Annotated in this window: 20 protein-coding genes; 10 read left to right on the plus strand and 10 right to left on the minus strand. The window is 72.9% G+C overall.

Going from position 1 to position 14,812, the window contains the following annotated elements; all coding sequences use genetic code 11:
* Positions 1 to 162: 162 nt before the first annotated feature.
* Positions 163 to 558 (minus strand): hypothetical protein, encoded by a 396-nt coding sequence (locus ACH9D2_RS16345; RefSeq protein WP_396363877.1) that lies wholly within the window; start codon positions 556 to 558, stop codon positions 163 to 165.
* An 884-nt stretch (positions 559 to 1,442) separates the two neighbouring features.
* On the opposite strand from ACH9D2_RS16345, the gene ACH9D2_RS16350 reads away from it, so the two are divergent.
* Positions 1,443 to 1,607: a hypothetical protein gene (locus tag ACH9D2_RS16350; protein WP_396363878.1), complete on the plus strand. Its 165-nt coding sequence runs from the start codon at positions 1,443 to 1,445 to the stop codon at positions 1,605 to 1,607.
* 301 nt (positions 1,608 to 1,908) lie between these two features.
* Here ACH9D2_RS16350 and ACH9D2_RS16355 read toward each other — a convergent pair whose 3' ends face one another.
* The 3 genes from ACH9D2_RS16355 to ACH9D2_RS16365 form a co-directional block, all read right to left on the minus strand.
* The gene (locus tag ACH9D2_RS16355) at positions 1,909 to 2,109 is read right to left on the minus strand and encodes a hypothetical protein (RefSeq protein WP_396363879.1); all 201 of its coding nucleotides are present in this window, start codon (positions 2,107 to 2,109) and stop codon (positions 1,909 to 1,911) included.
* 58 nt (positions 2,110 to 2,167) lie between these two features.
* Positions 2,168 to 3,001, minus strand: a complete 834-nt coding sequence (locus tag ACH9D2_RS16360; RefSeq protein ID WP_396363880.1) for a hypothetical protein — start codon at positions 2,999 to 3,001, stop codon at positions 2,168 to 2,170.
* A 409-nt stretch (positions 3,002 to 3,410) separates the two neighbouring features.
* Positions 3,411 to 3,815, minus strand: coding sequence for a hypothetical protein (locus ACH9D2_RS16365; protein WP_396363881.1), 405 nt, complete (start codon positions 3,813 to 3,815; stop codon positions 3,411 to 3,413).
* Between the two features lie 423 nt (positions 3,816 to 4,238).
* Between ACH9D2_RS16365 and ACH9D2_RS16370 the strand changes: the two genes are divergently transcribed.
* Positions 4,239 to 4,433 carry a hypothetical protein gene (locus ACH9D2_RS16370; RefSeq protein ID WP_396363882.1) on the plus strand — a complete coding sequence of 65 codons (195 nt, stop codon included), beginning with the start codon at positions 4,239 to 4,241 and terminating at the stop codon, positions 4,431 to 4,433.
* 277 nt (positions 4,434 to 4,710) lie between these two features.
* Here the strand turns inward: ACH9D2_RS16370 and ACH9D2_RS16375 are convergent, their stop codons facing one another.
* Together ACH9D2_RS16375 and ACH9D2_RS16380 are read right to left on the minus strand one after the other, a co-directional pair.
* Positions 4,711 to 5,178, minus strand: coding sequence for a hypothetical protein (locus ACH9D2_RS16375; protein ID WP_396363883.1), 468 nt, complete (start codon positions 5,176 to 5,178; stop codon positions 4,711 to 4,713).
* A 205-nt stretch (positions 5,179 to 5,383) separates the two neighbouring features.
* Positions 5,384 to 5,794 carry a hypothetical protein gene (locus ACH9D2_RS16380; RefSeq protein ID WP_396363884.1) on the minus strand — a complete coding sequence of 137 codons (411 nt, stop codon included), beginning with the start codon at positions 5,792 to 5,794 and terminating at the stop codon, positions 5,384 to 5,386.
* Positions 5,795 to 6,282: 488 nt separating this feature from the next.
* Here ACH9D2_RS16380 and ACH9D2_RS16385 point away from each other — a divergent pair, with 488 nt between their 5' ends.
* The 4 genes from ACH9D2_RS16385 to ACH9D2_RS16400 all read left to right on the plus strand — a co-directional run bounded on the left by ACH9D2_RS16385 (position 6,283) and on the right by ACH9D2_RS16400 (position 9,207).
* On the plus strand, positions 6,283 to 7,368 hold the full coding sequence (locus tag ACH9D2_RS16385; protein WP_396363885.1) for a TerC/Alx family metal homeostasis membrane protein: 1,086 nt from the start codon (positions 6,283 to 6,285) through the stop codon (positions 7,366 to 7,368).
* Positions 7,365 to 7,853 (plus strand): hypothetical protein, encoded by a 489-nt coding sequence (locus ACH9D2_RS16390; RefSeq protein WP_396363886.1) that lies wholly within the window; start codon positions 7,365 to 7,367, stop codon positions 7,851 to 7,853. The genes ACH9D2_RS16385 and ACH9D2_RS16390 overlap by 4 nt, the downstream gene beginning before the upstream one ends.
* 139 nt (positions 7,854 to 7,992) lie before the next feature.
* Positions 7,993 to 8,301, plus strand: a complete 309-nt coding sequence (locus ACH9D2_RS16395) for a MarR family transcriptional regulator (RefSeq protein WP_396363887.1) — start codon at positions 7,993 to 7,995, stop codon at positions 8,299 to 8,301.
* Positions 8,302 to 8,907: 606 nt separating this feature from the next.
* Positions 8,908 to 9,207: a hypothetical protein gene (locus ACH9D2_RS16400; RefSeq protein ID WP_396363888.1), complete on the plus strand. Its 300-nt coding sequence runs from the start codon at positions 8,908 to 8,910 to the stop codon at positions 9,205 to 9,207.
* 50 nt (positions 9,208 to 9,257) lie between these two features.
* Here the strand turns inward: ACH9D2_RS16400 and ACH9D2_RS16405 are convergent, their stop codons facing one another.
* Complete coding sequence (locus tag ACH9D2_RS16405) at positions 9,258 to 10,091, minus strand: hypothetical protein (RefSeq protein WP_396363889.1); 834 nt, start codon at positions 10,089 to 10,091, stop codon at positions 9,258 to 9,260.
* 421 nt (positions 10,092 to 10,512) lie between these two features.
* Between ACH9D2_RS16405 and ACH9D2_RS16410 the strand changes: the two genes are divergently transcribed.
* Positions 10,513 to 11,076 (plus strand): DinB family protein, encoded by a 564-nt coding sequence (locus ACH9D2_RS16410; RefSeq protein WP_396363890.1) that lies wholly within the window; start codon positions 10,513 to 10,515, stop codon positions 11,074 to 11,076.
* Positions 11,077 to 11,269: 193 nt separating this feature from the next.
* Positions 11,270 to 11,488, plus strand: a complete 219-nt coding sequence (locus tag ACH9D2_RS16415) for a hypothetical protein (RefSeq protein ID WP_396363891.1) — start codon at positions 11,270 to 11,272, stop codon at positions 11,486 to 11,488.
* Between the two features lie 213 nt (positions 11,489 to 11,701).
* Here the strand turns inward: ACH9D2_RS16415 and ACH9D2_RS16420 are convergent, their stop codons facing one another.
* Positions 11,702 to 11,905, minus strand: coding sequence for a hypothetical protein (locus ACH9D2_RS16420; protein WP_396363892.1), 204 nt, complete (start codon positions 11,903 to 11,905; stop codon positions 11,702 to 11,704).
* A 293-nt stretch (positions 11,906 to 12,198) separates the two neighbouring features.
* On the opposite strand from ACH9D2_RS16420, the gene ACH9D2_RS16425 reads away from it, so the two are divergent.
* Positions 12,199 to 12,495, plus strand: coding sequence for a hypothetical protein (locus ACH9D2_RS16425; RefSeq protein ID WP_396363893.1), 297 nt, complete (start codon positions 12,199 to 12,201; stop codon positions 12,493 to 12,495).
* Positions 12,496 to 12,534: 39 nt separating this feature from the next.
* On the opposite strand, the gene ACH9D2_RS16430 is transcribed toward ACH9D2_RS16425, so the two are convergent.
* Positions 12,535 to 13,266, minus strand: coding sequence for a DUF72 domain-containing protein (locus ACH9D2_RS16430; RefSeq protein ID WP_396363894.1), 732 nt, complete (start codon positions 13,264 to 13,266; stop codon positions 12,535 to 12,537).
* A 192-nt stretch (positions 13,267 to 13,458) separates the two neighbouring features.
* Here ACH9D2_RS16430 and ACH9D2_RS16435 point away from each other — a divergent pair, with 192 nt between their 5' ends.
* Entirely contained in the window at positions 13,459 to 14,049 is a 591-nt protein-coding gene (locus ACH9D2_RS16435) for a thymidine kinase (protein ID WP_396363896.1), read from the plus strand.
* 25 nt (positions 14,050 to 14,074) lie between these two features.
* Here ACH9D2_RS16435 and ACH9D2_RS16440 read toward each other — a convergent pair whose 3' ends face one another.
* Positions 14,075 to 14,575, minus strand: coding sequence for a hypothetical protein (locus ACH9D2_RS16440; protein WP_396363897.1), 501 nt, complete (start codon positions 14,573 to 14,575; stop codon positions 14,075 to 14,077).
* Positions 14,576 to 14,812 lie beyond the last annotated feature (237 nt).

Raw genomic sequence — 14,812 nt, forward strand, 5'->3', positions numbered from 1 at the left:
CGCCGGGGCTGTCGTCATGCTCGAGGCCTTCCTCGACGTCGACCGCAACTCCTGTCCCCGGGCGGCTCGGTCCGCGGGCGAACTCCGTTCTCCGGCTCCTGAACCCAGCGGTGTCGTCGGGGGGCCCGTGTCCGCGGACGCGCCCCGGGCGAGCGGAGGGTGTCAGCGCGCGCGAGCGAGCCGGCGGACCATGGCCACACTGCTTCCGGCGACGATGCCGTACAAGAACGCCCCGACCGGCTCGAATCCGTGCTCCCGGACAGCCTGGATGATCCTGGTCCGGCCTTCGTCGGCTCCGGTGAAGTCCGTGACAGTGCCTGCCGCGAAGACCGGGCCGTCTCCGCTCTCGCTCACCACCACCTTCCAGCGGGTCGGGCCCTCGAAACCGGAACCGGCGTCCTCGCCCCATTCCACGACCAGGGCGTAGAGGGTGTTGGTGCCCTCCTCCAGCTCCTCGACCGCGGTGGCGACGCTGCTGCGCAACAGGTGGATGTCGCCACCGCAGTCGCGCTCCAGGTGTTCGCGCAGGAAGGCCAGCAGGGTGTCGTAGTCAGGCATGAGGGGTCCTCCTTCAGCTCCAGGACGGCGTCTGTGGCACAGATCGTAGATCCGTTCCCGCTCCCGCTGTAGGGCTCATGCCGGCACCGACGTCGTGCTCGTCGTCGACGCAGGAGGTCGCCGCGGCCGATCCGACGAGCTCCTCCGCAGCGCCGGAGCGCTCGGCCGGCACCACCGCAGCCGTCGACGATCGACAGACCCTGCCCGGCGGGACCCACGTCGGGCGCCTCCACTACGCCGTGCCGGTGGGTGAGGCGGAGGAGGTCCCCATCGGGCAGCACACCGACGACGGCGTACCGGAACACGCCGGGGGCACCGTCACCGAGGAGCGGTCCCTGGGGGACGGCAGCGACGACGTCTCCGCGGGTCCGCCGCATCCGGCCACCGGAACCCCGGGCGAACCGTACGCCGCCGTCCGGTCAGCGCAGCAGGCCGCCCCGGGAGGGCCGCGCCGTGGAGGGGTGCGCTCCGCACCCAGGGGCGCTTCAGTGGTCGATGTGGTGGCCTCGGTCCAGCGCCCACCCCCGGCCCTTCTCCCGGCCCGTGCGGTCGGTGATCACGAGGCGTGGCCGATCTCACCGGCCCGGAGCCGCCCCGGTTCGCCGCCTTCCCGTCCTGGCGCCTCCGGATGGGCTGCCGCGAGGTCGGGACCCCGTACGAGGAAGGAGCGGACAGCGGGCACGGGGCGGACCGGGCGCTGAAGGTGCCGTGCGTGGCAGGGGACACCCGCCCTACCGGGCGCCGCCTTCGAGTGCGCGGCGGGGAGTCCGAAAACTCCGGGCGCGGCACCAGCCAGTGCACAGGAGGCGGTGACAGGGTCGGTGGTGATGAACACTCGAGCACCCCACGCCCAGCGACCGACGACGTCGGCGACCACGCGCGCGATGACCAGGATGAGCCTGGCCGTGCTCACCTCCGTCCTGTTCACCGCGGCGATCTTCTTCGGCGAGATCGAGTTCATCACCGCCGCCCTGCTGACCGGCGTAGCCGGCATCGCGCTGGACCTGCGGCAGACCACGAACCTGGCGCGGGTACGGGCGCGGTCCTAGCTCGGCGCCCGCACCGCTCGGGCAGACCGCAGCGCCACGCGACGTCCCGTGACGCTGCTGGGTTCGCGTCATGATGATCGAGGCGGACCTCAGCGAGTGGGAGCAGCAGTGCTGCGGTGACCCGTTCCGCCTCGGCTCGACCGACGTCCGGACGCTGGTGGCCCGCGACCCGAGCCGGGACAGCGGCCGGCCCATGGCGAGGTACCGCGAGGAGCACCGGCCACCACGGTGTGCGCGACGCACCGGAGGCTCCGTCCGGCGGCCACCACACGGCCACCGGCATCGCGATGACCACCAGCAGTCACAGCAGCCGCTGGGCCGGGGTGTGGTGCCGGCCCCGGGACGGGAAGCTGACCGCGACGACGATCAGCGCGATCAGCTCGCCGGAGACCAGCAGGGCGGTGGACTCCCGGTGCGCGGGGAGGAACGGATTGCTGCCGGTGCCCCGGCACGGGGCCCCGGAGCCGATCGTGGCGCCGCAAGCCGTCGTCGCGAGCTCCATGACTCCGCGGTCGGAGAGCGAGTGGTGCGGGCGGTCGAGTTTCCGGCCGGTGGCGTGCTCAGCGCGGGAGGTGGCGCTGCAGCCACAGCGTGCACCACAGCTTCAGCCGAAGCTCGTCCCAGTCCGCGACGTCCACGACCAGGGCGGCAGGCCCGTACCGGTGGACCGAAGCGACGCCGTCGCGGTCGCACAGCTCGGCGATCAGATGTTCCACCACGTCCGGGTGCTGGGCCGGGATGTCCTCGCGCAGCCCGACGTCGAAGCAGTCGAGCTCGGCGACCACCGTCACCAGCGGCTCCTCGATGGTGGCGGCCTCCGGGCCTTCGCCGTTCAGGGCGTCGATGCTGCGGTGGAGGTGCGCCAGCATCTCGGCTCCGCTCATCGGGTCCCGGCCGTGGGCGGACTGGTAGACGCTGTAGAGCGGCATGCCGGGGAGGAAGATCTGGTGGTGGTCGGAGGCCAGCACGGGGTAGTTCAGCAGCGGGTGGTCGGCGATCACGTGGTCACCGACCTGCCAGCCGGCCTCGGGTGCTGCGTCGCTGATGATCTGGCCGAGGTAGGAGGCGAAACCGTCGACGAGCGCGATCGTCTCGGCCGGCGGGTGCGGGTCCACGAGTCGGCCGTGCCGGGCCCAGGACGGCCAGGAGGACCGGGTCGGATCGTCGGTGAGCGTGCGCGGGTCCACGCCGAGCTGAGCCACCCGGGCGTTGATCCACGCCCACAGCGGGGACGCGGAGTAGACCGACCCGTCGAGCATCTTGTCGGGGTCCCGGCCGTGGCCGGCCAGGGCCGTGCGCAGGCGCTGAAGCGCCGGGGCGCGTTCGGCCAGGTAGGCATCGAGGGCGTCGTCGGCCTGGCGTGCGGCCATCAACTCGTAGGGTGTCTCGGACATGGCCGCGACTCTACTGCGGGGAGCGGCAAGGGTGGATGCGGTGATGCGTTTCGTGGACAGGGACCGTGGACCGCTCGGTGCGTCGAGTCCTGACGCTGGCCGGCGGGCTCGGCCGAGCTCGGGCAACCGGGTCGTGAGCCGGCCGGGGACCCACCGTCCGAGGTGCCCGGTGTGCCGGTCCGGGGCGGTCACCGGCACCGGCTCGCGGTCCTCCCCGTGCGCGGAGTCCGCTCCGGGGCGGGCAGCGAGGTCTTCGACCATCCGGCACACCTTCCGGAAGTGCTCGTGGGCGCTCTCCTGGTGCCGCCCGCGGTCGAGTACCCCGTCTCCGCACCGACTTCCACGAGCGGTCCCTCCGCCACGAGGTGCGGCTCAGGGCGCTCGGCCCAGGGGTGGGAACCGCAACCGCTCAGGGGTTGGAGTCGATCTGCCCGCCGAGCTCGTCCTGAAGTCGCTGCAGTGGAGCTTCGTCCCTCGAGATGACGAACCAGTTGGCCGTGTGCAGGACGAAGGCGTTCTCCTCGTCGCTGAGCAGGTCAAGAAGCTCCTCCTGGCTCTCTTCGGAGCCCGCGACCGCCATCGCCATGACGCCGTTGGCGCAGTCGAGGAAGGTGGTCGACGGATCGGCGGGTGCACGCAGCTGATCCGTTCCCGGACACTCGACGCCGGCGTCGACGACGTCTTCGCGCAGGGCCAGCGCGTCGTCGTAGGTGGTCTCGCCGTCCACCAGCGCCTGGATGTCGCCGGCGGTCGGCCCGCAGCCGGTCAGAGCCAGGGCGGAGAGAGTCAGGAGAGCAAGAACGGGTCGGCGCATGGGACGTCCTCTCGTCGATGGGATCAGTTGCCGAGCAGGGACCACCGAGCGCGCGGGTGCGAACCCTGGTCCGATCCTATGCGCCGGGCACCCCGGAAGGGCTGATCATCGCACCGCGGCGGGCCCGCTCGGCTCGACGGACCGCTGTCGACCTGCTGCCGCGCGTGCTGGTGGTCGCCGGGTCCGGAAGGGGAGCACGCTGGTGCCGGGGGAGGAGCTGTTCAGGGGGCCGGGCTGTCGCTGCTGTTCGCAGGGTTCCTTTTCATCGTCCGCCGGTGGGTGGAGACTCGCGGCAAGGACCGCATCAGCTGGGACCGGCGGATCGCCCTCGTGCTGATCGGCGCCCGCTCGTCCTGACCACCGGCGGAGTCGTGCTCGATCCGGGCGCCGCCGGATGGACGCCCGCCGAAAGGAGACCGGTCGTTGCCGACGTCACTGGGAATCAACCTCGTCGCCCTGGCGTTCCTGTCCGCCGGGCTGCTGTTCCTGGCCCGGGGCCTGGTCGAGGGCAGGGGCACGATGCCCAAGGGCCGGGACCGGCGCGCCGCCGCAGGGCTGTTCCTCGTCTCGGCGGTGCTGTTCCTGGCCGCCGGCAGCTTCTTGCTGTCGGGGGACTGAGCGCTCGAGCCGGCCCCACGGGGCACCGCCGGCCGGGGCCCCACGATCGGTCCCGGGGGCTGCGCTCGAGGCGCTTCGGGCGGTAGCGGCGCACGAGGATCACCACGCACACCACGGCGACAGCCACACCGACGGCCGGCACCGGGCCGTGGCACCCAGGGCCATGACCGAGCCGAGCAGCTGGAACGCCCACCGCAGGCACGGCACCGACAGGATGACGGCGACGGTGCGTCGCCGTCGGCTGACCGGTCGGGGAGCGCGGACGGGTCGCCGACCGTCAGGAGGCGGGCCGGCGGTCTGCCCCGGTGAGAGTGCTCACGCGGTCCCCGGCGGCGTCCATGGCCAGGGAGGCGAGCACGGCGAGCAGCGCCATCCACCGGCGCGGGCGGGTCACGCCGCGTCCGACCAGCCAGCGCTCGAGCGCCGCGTCGATCCGCAGCGATGCGGCCTGGATCCCGCACGTGGCCGCGCCGAGGCCCAGCAGCAGCGCCGCCCGCGCCGACGCCGGCAACCGCTGTGCCGAGACGGCGACCTCATCGGTTGGGGGCTCGTGGTCGGTGCCGGGGGTGGCGGACTCCTCCGCGCCGGTGTTCCGGTAAAGCGCCCACGCTCCTGCGGCGGCGACCAGCACTCCCGGAACCACGACGTAGGCGGCGCGCACCCGAGGTGACCAGCCGGACGGGGAGATGAGCGTCAGCGCCCCGGCGGCCGCGGAGCTGGTCAGGGAAAGGACGAGGTTGTTCATGGCTCTACGCTACGTGCCGCATCCCGGGTCGTCAGCCGTGCGGGACGACAGCGTGGTGTCCACGACCGGGCTGACCGTCAGAGCGGTCGTCGGGACGTGGTGGCACGACAGACGGGCGAGCCGGAAGAGGTCCCGGCCGGGCCTCGGGTCCGGCGACCACGGTGCAGTGCTCGCGTCCCGGCAGCGGCGCATCGCCGCGGCCGTCTCAGGCCGTGATCCGGGAGCGGAACCCCGACGACCGCAGGAGAGCGAACATCGGACCCACGCTGAGATGGCCGAAGGCGCGATAGATCTCCCAGGCCAGTTCACAGTCCGGCACCCGGTCCGTCGGCGGGGAGTACGCCCACCCGCCGCTCTCGCCCGGCGGAAGAGAGAACCGCGCGACCGCCGCACCTGCTCCTCGCACGCCGTCGGCCACGGCCTGGTGGAAACCGCTCTGCGTGGTCGAGGAGTTGCCGGCCACGTAGTGCTCGACCCGGCCCGCGTAGGAGCGCTCCAGCGCCTGCGCCATCGCCCGGACCGACGCGGCTGCGCTCACCGTGTCCGAGATCCGGAGTCGGTGGATCTCCGGCCTGCCGCGCGTCAAGGCTGCCCAGGCGGCGGTCTGCTCCATCACCCGGACGTTCTCGACGTCCCTCTGGGTCCAAACCCGGAGGCCGCACGGCGGACGACCCCCCGTCCTCCACCGCCACCAGGACGAGCCGGTGGCCTCGGGTTGCCACCGTCGTGATGTAGTCCGAGAGGTACAGGGTCTCGTCGTCGGGGTGGGGTGAGTACACGACGGTCGTCCGGGTCACGATGATCTCCTCGGTCGCGGAAGTTGCTCCATGATGCCCGACGGATCCGGATCCGGTGCCGGGCACCCGGGCGCGGGCGGGTCCTGCGCCACTGCAGGGGCGCAGGACCGTCCCGAGGACGTCCGCGGGACATGAGCTCGGCACCGGGTCTTGAGCCAACAGGTGAAGTGTGCTTCAGTTGTTCGTACAGGGAGGGGAGTATCCCACCGACGTCCCGTCGTCACTACGGCCCCCCGCGGGTCCGGCGGAACGGGCCCGTGCCGGGCCGGGAGAGACCTCCGATCTGATCGATCGGAAGGTTCTCGTCATGGATGTCCCGTTCTGGATCTGGGCCTCGGTGCTGGGGTTCATCGTGGTGATGCTGGCTGTCGACCTGTTCGCCCACCGCCGCGCCCACGTGATCGGGGTGCGCGAGGCGGCGGTGTGGTCGGGGGTGTGGGTCGCTTTCGGCGTCGGCTTCGGCGTGGTCGTCTGGCAGGTGTGGGGCGCGGAGTTCGGCCAGCAGTACTTCGCCGGGTACCTGATCGAGAAGTCCCTGGCGGTGGACAACGTCTTCGTGTGGGCGATCATCTTCAGCTACTTCGCCGTTCCCCGCGAGTTCCAGCACCGGGTGCTGTTCCTCGGCGTGCTCGGCGCGCTGGTCCTCCGCGGGATCTTCATCGCAACCGGCGCGGTGCTGATCCAGAACTTCTCGTGGGTCCTCTACGTCTTCGCCGCGTTCCTGCTGTGGACCGGTTACCGGATGATCCGGCAGCGCAACGAGCACCTGAACCCCGGGCAGTCGATGGTGCTGCGCGGCTTCCGGCGCTGCGTGCCGATGACCGACGCCTATCACGGGCAGAAGCTTCTGGTCCGCCGGAACGGGGTGCTGCTGGCCACTCCGCTGCTGGCAGTCCTGGTGCTGATCGAGGCCACCGACGTCGTCTTCGCGGTGGACTCGATCCCGGCGATCTTCGCCGTGACCGACGAGGTGTTCCTCGTCTTCACCGCCAACGCCTTCGCGATCCTGGGACTGCGGGCGATGTACTTCCTGCTCGCCGACCTCATGCACCGCTTCGTGTACCTGAAGATCGGCCTCGCGCTGGTGCTGATCTGGGTGGGCATCAAGATGCTGCTCAAGATCGACGTGGTCTACATCCCCACCCCGGTGTCCCTGGCCGTGGTCACCACGATCATCACCGTCTCGATCCTCCTCAGCCTGCGCGCCACGCGGGGACAGGGTCGCCGGGGGCTGCCGGCCCCGGCCCGGCCCCCGTTCCGGGTCGCCACGGAGGCCGAGGACGCCGCCCTGGAGCCGGTGTGGTCCCGCGTCCGGGAGATCCCCGCCGGGGAGCGGGACGCCCACCGGGACGAGCTCGAGCCCACCCACCGTCACGAAGGAGACCTCCGATGACCGTCCTCGCCCCTCGCCGTCCTGTGGCCGCGGTGATCACCGACGGCCCCCAAGCCGTCACCGTGGCCCGTTGCGCGGTACGGATCGCCGCCGAACAGGACCGCCCGCTGCTGCTGCTGGTGCCGATGCTGCGCTCGGCGTTCACCGCCGACGCCGTCATCGCCGCCCGGGTGCGCCGGGCAGCGCTGCGCGAGGCCGAGGCCGTCGCCGCCCGCACCTGCCCGACGCTCGAAGCCACCGGCATCACCGCGCGCGTGGAGGTGGTGTGGCACCGGACCTCTTCCCGCCGCCGCGCCGGAGAGGGACGGGCCATCGCAGTGGCCCACGCGGCCGGCAGGGCCGGGGCGGCGGTGATCGTCACCCCGGCGGGGATCCCGGTGCCCACGGTCCGGCACGGGCCCGAGGTCCTGCTCGTCGCGGCCGGCGCGGCGTCCCTGATCACCGTGCGCCGCCCGGCCCGTTCGCACAGACTGGCCGAGCTGTGACCCCGGTCCGCTCCGAGGATTTCATCGGGTCGTAGAATCGGCACCTCCGACGGGAAGGACCCAGACATTGCCCTCCAGTTCCCACCTCGGTGCGGCCGGGCGTCCCTGCCCGGCTCCGAGCAGCTCCGACGGGTCAGGAGTGCAGCGCCCGCCGTGGACGTTCCTCACCAACCACGGCCACGTCCTGCTGGCCGTGGCCCAGTCCCAGGACGCGCGGGTGGCCGAGATCGCCGCCCAGGTGGGCATCACCGCCCGGGCGACCCTGACCATCCTCAAGGACCTCGAGGACGCCGGATACCTCCGCCGGCACCGGGTGGGCCGGCGGAGCCACTACACCGTCGACGCCCACCGGCACTTCCGTCATCCCGCCACCGCCGGGCACGAGGTGGGGGAGCTGCTGGCCATCTTCGCCCCCGACGTCTCCGCCCGGTCACGGGGTGGCGCCTGAGCCGCCGCAGGGGGCTCGAGGGCGGCCGCCCGCACCCCGGAACGTGGTCGGTGGCCGAGGTGCTCACGTCGCCGGCGACGCGGGACTTCGCGGTCATCGGTCACTTCGCCCTGCCGGACGCCTTGTGGTGGGACGAGTTCCCCACACCGATGGCGTCCCGGATCGCCGAGCTCCGCCGGGAGGACGCGTGGCCCGCCGGGGCCCTGCCGGTGCTCGAGCTGTGCCGGGCGGAGATCGGCCGTCATCACGGCAGCACTCCTCGGCGCGACCCCGAGACCCTTCGCCGCCGCGCCGAGACCCCGCACGACAGATGCAACATTCCGCATATTCTTGTCGGCCCCCACCGACGCCGTCCATGGTGGTGGGCAGAGGGCGAACGGGACCCGCCGGGGGGCGAGTCCCGAGCGTCGTCGGACCCGAGGCCGGCACCGCCCAGGAGGACAAAGGCGTCCACTGGGCGGGGGCGATCAGCGGCCTGCACCGGGGAGCGCTGGAGGCGGTACGAGCTGGGGGGCTGGTGCCGCCTCCAGCCATGCCGGGTTCCGGTGACGGGGCCCGGTCCCGGCTGGTGCCCGGCCTGTCCGCACCAGCAGGAGGAGACGGAAGATGTACGCACGGCTCAGCACCTACGAAGGCGGCTATCCGGAGGACTACGACGCCGGCCTGGACACGCTGCGCGCCGAGGTCCTCCCCGGCATCCAGGCGCTGCCCGGGTACCGCGGGTCCATGAGCCTGGTGGAAAGATCCACCGGCCGGTCCATGTCGATCACCTTCTGGGCGGACGAAGAGGCCCTGTCAGCCACCCGGCAGACCGTGGAGAAGATCCGGGAGCGCGCCGCGGCCACCTCGGGGTCACGCATCCTGGACGTGACCGAGTACGAGGTCGGCTACACGGACCTGCCGTAGCGTGGCGAGGCCCACGCCGTGCCTCCCCACGAGCAGTCAGGCCCCGGAGGTCAGCGGTCGAAGGGGAGACGGGTCCGCAACCACGCGGACAGCCACCGGTGCAGAGCATCGGCCTCCCATCCCGGGGCGCGGACCTCCAGGGCGTCGACTGCCGCACGGTCCACCGCGACGATGCCGTCCTGGGCGGCCAGCTCGGTGCTCATGCGCCGCAACAACCCGGCATGACCGTTGGCGATGTCGCCGCGCACCCCGACGTCGAAGCTCTCCGGGGCGGCGACCACCACCACCGGCGGGTCCCCGGCCGGCGGCGGGATCTCCTCGTGCAGGGAGCCGATCATCGCGACCGCGTAGCCGGTCAGCTCTCCCTCGCGCAACGAGGCCTCTCCGCGCTTGAGCCGCAGCATCCCGGCCATCGGCAGGGTCGGCACGAAGATCTGCTGCCCCGCACCGGTCAGCACCGGGTGGTGGTGCAGATGATGTCGTGCGTCCTCCGGCGAACCCAGACCCCATACCGCGGTCGGGGCGCCGGTGATCAGCACCTGGGCGAGGTAGGAGACCAGACCGTCCAGCAGCACGAACATCGTCGCCGAGGGGACGTGCATGCTGGTCACGGTGTGCCTGGCCCAGGACGGCCATCGCGAACGCGGTTCCAGGGAAGGAGCTGTCGAGCGGCCCGCGGACAGCTCCGCCCGCCGCTCGACGATCCACTCCCACAGCGGCGTCAGCGACTGCGGGCTCCCGTCGAGCAGCGTCTCCGGATCGATCCCCTGTGCAGTGAGCTCGGCGCGCAGACGCTGCAGGGCCGGGACCCGCTCCGCCAGGAACTCCCCGAGAGCAGCGCGGGCCTGCACCGGGCTCATCCGCCGGTAGTGAGTCATCGGCATGCTCCTCACCGTAGCCAGAACCGGGCCCGTGCCGACCGTCCGCGCAAAGATGACATCGTCGCACCTGGGCCGGGTCCGCAGACCGTCGCCCGGGGCCCACAGCCGGGCCGGCTCTTCACCTCGTGCCCGACCCCGCCCTCAGCAGGCGCACCCGCACGGTGTGCTCGAAGGTCCGGGCCGTCACCGACCGGCGCACGTGCTCCCCGACATCGGGCACCGGGCGCCGGACGAACCGGAACGTGGTGGCCCGCCCGCCGTGGATCCGGTCCAGCCGGGTCGTCAGCCTCTGCAGCGCGACCTCTCGGGATCGGTCATGGCACCAGTGTCCTCGGAACAGCGGACAGGATCTGTCCGCTCCGGGACGGACACTGGTCTCGTTCCCGGGGCACCGCCCGGGCACCCCGAGCAGGAAGGAACCGCCATGACCGACCTCGACGTCGCCGCCTGCGCCGCCGACCAGATCGACTGGCACTGGGCCCGGCAGCTGCGGCCCCGCCTCGCCGGTCTGACCGACGAGGAGTACTTCTTCGACCCCACCGGCGGGTCCGCGTGGACCGTCCATCCCCGCGCGGAGCGGCGCACGCCCCTGCAGACGGGCCGTGGGGAGTTCGTGGTGGACTTCGCCCTGCCCGAACCGGTGCCCGCGCCGTTCACGACCATCGCCTGGCGGTTGGCGCACGTCGTCGTCGGCGTCCTCGCGGTGCGCAGCCATGGTCACTTCGGCGGCCCTGCGGCGTCCTACGAGAACTGGGGCTACGCCGGCACCGCCGACGAGGCGCTGGCCCAGCTCGACCGCGAGTTCGCCCGCTGGACGACCGGGGTGCACTCGCTGTCGGAGACGGACCTGGCGCGCCCGTGCGGGCCGGGGGAGGGCCCCTACGCGGACCTCCCGGTGCTCGCGCTGGTGCTGCACATCAACCGGGAGCTGATCCACCACGGCGCGGAGATCGCCCTGCTGCGCGACCTGTACGCCCACACCCGCTGAACCACCCCGCCGGCAGTCCACCCGATCCGATCCGCAGGCACCGCAGGAGCTCACCCCGCCCTTCCGCACTGCCACCGTCACCGACGCACGCGACGCCCTGGCGACCTTCGCGAGCCGGCAGCTCCGCCAGGTCGCCACCACGCCGCAGGGTCCCGACGCCGAGCAGCTGCGCGCGATCCCGTCCGGGATCGCCATGGGCCCGGGCGCGCCGGTCCGGTACGTCCTGTTCATCGGTGAGCACGATCCGTACGCGGCGCTCGCCGGTCCGGGGCGGGCACCAGGAACCGCTGGACGGGCCCGGCTGGGCGGCCGGCGCGATCCTGCCCGGGCCGCGACCGGAGGACGCGCCGAGTCCCTGTGCGCCGCCCTGCACGCGCCGGCGGACGGGGAGCCGTGGAGCCCGCAGGGCTGACCGCTCACAGTGACCTCGAGGTCGTGCGCGCCCCCGTCGGCCGACCGCGTGGCCGGAGCACCGCGAGCACTGCGAAGGCCCGGCCCCTCCGGTGGGCGGAGGGGCCGGGCCTTCAACACGTTCCGCCTCCCGGTTCCGGAGGCAGGCCTTCCATGGTGGAAGATGCGACCGGGGCGGCGCAAACCCGGACGCCGGCCGGGACGGGCCGGGACGCTACGGCTCGTCCGTGGTCAGCCCGGTCTCCGGATCCTCCGGCGGCACGACGTCGTCCTCCGCGTCCACGGGCGGGCCGCCCTCGCGCCTGTTGTTCTCGTCCGTGCTGGCGGTCAGCCAGTCCTCGTCGCGGACGCCCAGCCTCTCCTGACTCGTCTCCGCGTAGGCCTCGTTGCGGTCCGCGGGTTCTGGGTAGCGGTCCATCTCCGGCTCCTGTCCTGCTCGACGATGATGGCCCGATCCTATGCCCGCGCCTGCCGTACCCGGGGCCAGGCCACTCCCCAGCACCCTCTCGGACCCGCCCTCGTGGAGCGGCCCGACATCGGTGTCGCTCCCTGTCGGGGCGGCAGCGGTGCGACTCGGATCACCGGCCGGTCCGGCTCCTGCGGGGATCCGAGCCCGTATCCTGGGAACGGACGACGATGTCGCGCATTCCCCCACCGGCACCGGAGTCCACCGCGACCCCGGCGCGTCCGATCACCAGGAGGTCCCCCACCATGACTGCTGCCGGCTTGAGCCCCGCACCCCGTCCCGAACGATCCGCCGCTGCACCACCCCGGGTGTCCCGCTACCGGATGCAGGTCGACCGGCCGGGGCTGGACCTGCGGGCCGGCGTGACCGTCCTGTGCGCACCGTACGAGCCCGCCGAGCTGAACATGGTCGTGGTCGTGCGCTGCGAGGCCGACGGGCACAGCCCCGGTGCCCTGCTGCCCCTCGGCGAGCTCGAGCACCTGGGACCGACCGGTGAGCGCCTCGGCCCGTGCTCCTGGGGCAAGCCCGGCGTCCGGCGCTGAGCGCCCGCCTGCGCGGGCGCTCCCGGCCCCTCGGTGTCCTCAGCCGCCCTCGAGGAGTCCGCGCAGCGTCAGGGCGTTGCGCACGGCGTGGCCGTGGCCGTCGTTGTTGAAGTACGCGTAGACCTCGCGGCCGTCGTGGTGCCACTCCCGGATCCGGTCCGCCCACCAGGCCATGTCCGCGTCCGGGTAGGAGCCCGCGTAGAGGTGGTGGTGGTCGGGGCCGTGGAAGCGGACGTAGACGAACGGAGCCGTCGCCTCGAGGACGCAGGGCAGCCCGGCTCCGCTCATCACGCAGTACGCCGCGCCGTGGCGCCGGAGCAGCTCGAACACCTCCGGGTGCACCCAGCTGTCGTGGCGGAACTCCACCGCGACCGGGAGCCAGTCGGGCAGGCCGGCCAGGAACCAGTCGAGACGCGCGTCGTCGCGGGCCTGCGCCGGGGGGAGCTGGACGAGCAGCACCCCGCGCCGGTCCCGCAGCTCGTGCCAGGACTCGGCGATCCGCCGGCTCCAGGTCTCGGGCGCGAAGAGCTTCTTCGCGTGCGTCAGCCCGCGGGGAGCCTTCACCGTCATCCGGAACCCCTCCGGCAGGCGCCGGTTCCAGCCCGCGAAGGTGGTGCTCCTCGGCCAGCGGTAGAAGCTCGCGTTGAGCTCCACCGTGGAGAAGGCCCGGGTGTAGAGCTCCAGGCGCTTCGCCGGGGCCGTGCCCGGGGGATAGAGGACGTGCTCCCAGTGGTCGTAGCTCCACCCGGAGGTGCCGATGTGCCAGCCCATGGACTCCAGGCTAGCGGTGGTCGCCGGCCGGCGCCGACCACCGGGCGGTGCGGGCGGGCGACGCCGCGGACGTAGGGTGTTCACCGGCACCCACGGCACCCACGGCGCCCCCCGCCCTCGGCCGGCCGGCCGGCACGACCCCAGGAGAACCAGCATGACCACCCCCGCCTCCCAGCCCGCCAGGACACGCTGATGGCGAAGCTCTACTTCCGTCACGGGGCGATGAACTCCGGCAAGTCCACGGTGCTGATCCAGGCCGCGCACAACTACGAGGAGCGCGCTCAGAAGGTCCTCGTCGCGAAGCCCGCGATCGACTCGAAGGGCGCGGACACCGTGGTCTCGCGGCTGGGGGAGTCCCGGCGGGTCGACCTGCTGCTGGCCCCGGAGGACGCGGCGCGCGAGCGCTTCCGGGCCGCCGTCGAGGACCAGGGCCCGGTGCACTGCCTGCTGGTCGACGAGGCGCAGTTCCTCGCCCCGGCGCAGGTCGACGACCTCCTGCGCATCGCGGTCCTCGACGGCGTGCCGGTGCTCGCCTACGGGCTGCGCACGGACTTCCGCACGGAGGCGTTCCCGGGCGCGGCCCGTCTGCTGGCCGTGGCCCACACCGTCGAGGAGCTGCGCACGATCTGCCGCTGCGGGTCCAAGGCGATGTTCAACGCCCGGACGGTGGACGGGGAACCGGTCTTCGAGGGGGACCAGGTGGCCATCGACGGCGTGGCGGTGTCCTACGAGTCGATGTGTGCCGGCTGCTACCTCCGCCACTCCGGCGGGCGCCTGCGCTGAGCCGGGATCCGGGCCGGAACCGGCGTCACGGGGTGACGTCCCGGTCCTCCTCGCGGCCGTGCCGGTCGACGACCGCCCAGAACAGGTCCTCGGGGACGGCCTCGAGGTCGGGGTGCAGGGCGGCGAGCTCGTCGATGATGGCGGCCACGTCGTAGTGGGCGTGCACGTCACCGCGCCGCGCCAGCCGGTTGGAGGCGATCAGCCCCTCGACGTAGGCGGCGTGGTCGGAGTCGGTGAAGGCGCTGAGGCCTGCGTCGGCCCACAGCTGCTCGAAGTCCGGGTGGCCCTCGGTCACGAGACGGGTCGGGAACTGCGCACCCTCGAGCTCGCCGGCGTCGGGCTCCGGGGCACGCCGTTCGAGACCGGTGGCCTTGGCGAACCGGGTGCCGTCGTCGACCGTGACGGTGCGATCGGTCTCGTCGACGACGGTGCGCCGCTCGGTGCGCAGGGTAGGGCCCCCGCGGACGACCACGGCACGGGTGCCGATCCCCGTGGCTCCGCCGGCGTGGTGGTGGTGCTCGCTCACGGAAGCCTCCTCGGGGCCTGGGGAACCGTGGCGGCCGCTCCGCCGGGTGCCTGATGCGCAGAACGTAGCAGTCGGCGGAGACCACCGGGAAGCTCCGGGACGGCGCGGGATCGTCGCGCTGCTCCGGCGGCCCCGGACGCCTCGCCCCGCGTCCTGGGCCGTCGCGGTGGGGCTGGGCCTCGGGGCGTGACCGCGGATGGCAGGAGCCCTTCGGGCCCGGATGCCGTCGGCGCCGCC

The sequence above is a fragment of the Kocuria rhizosphaericola genome, from assembly GCF_044462205.1.
Lineage (GTDB): Bacteria > Actinomycetota > Actinomycetes > Actinomycetales > Micrococcaceae > Kocuria > Kocuria rhizosphaericola.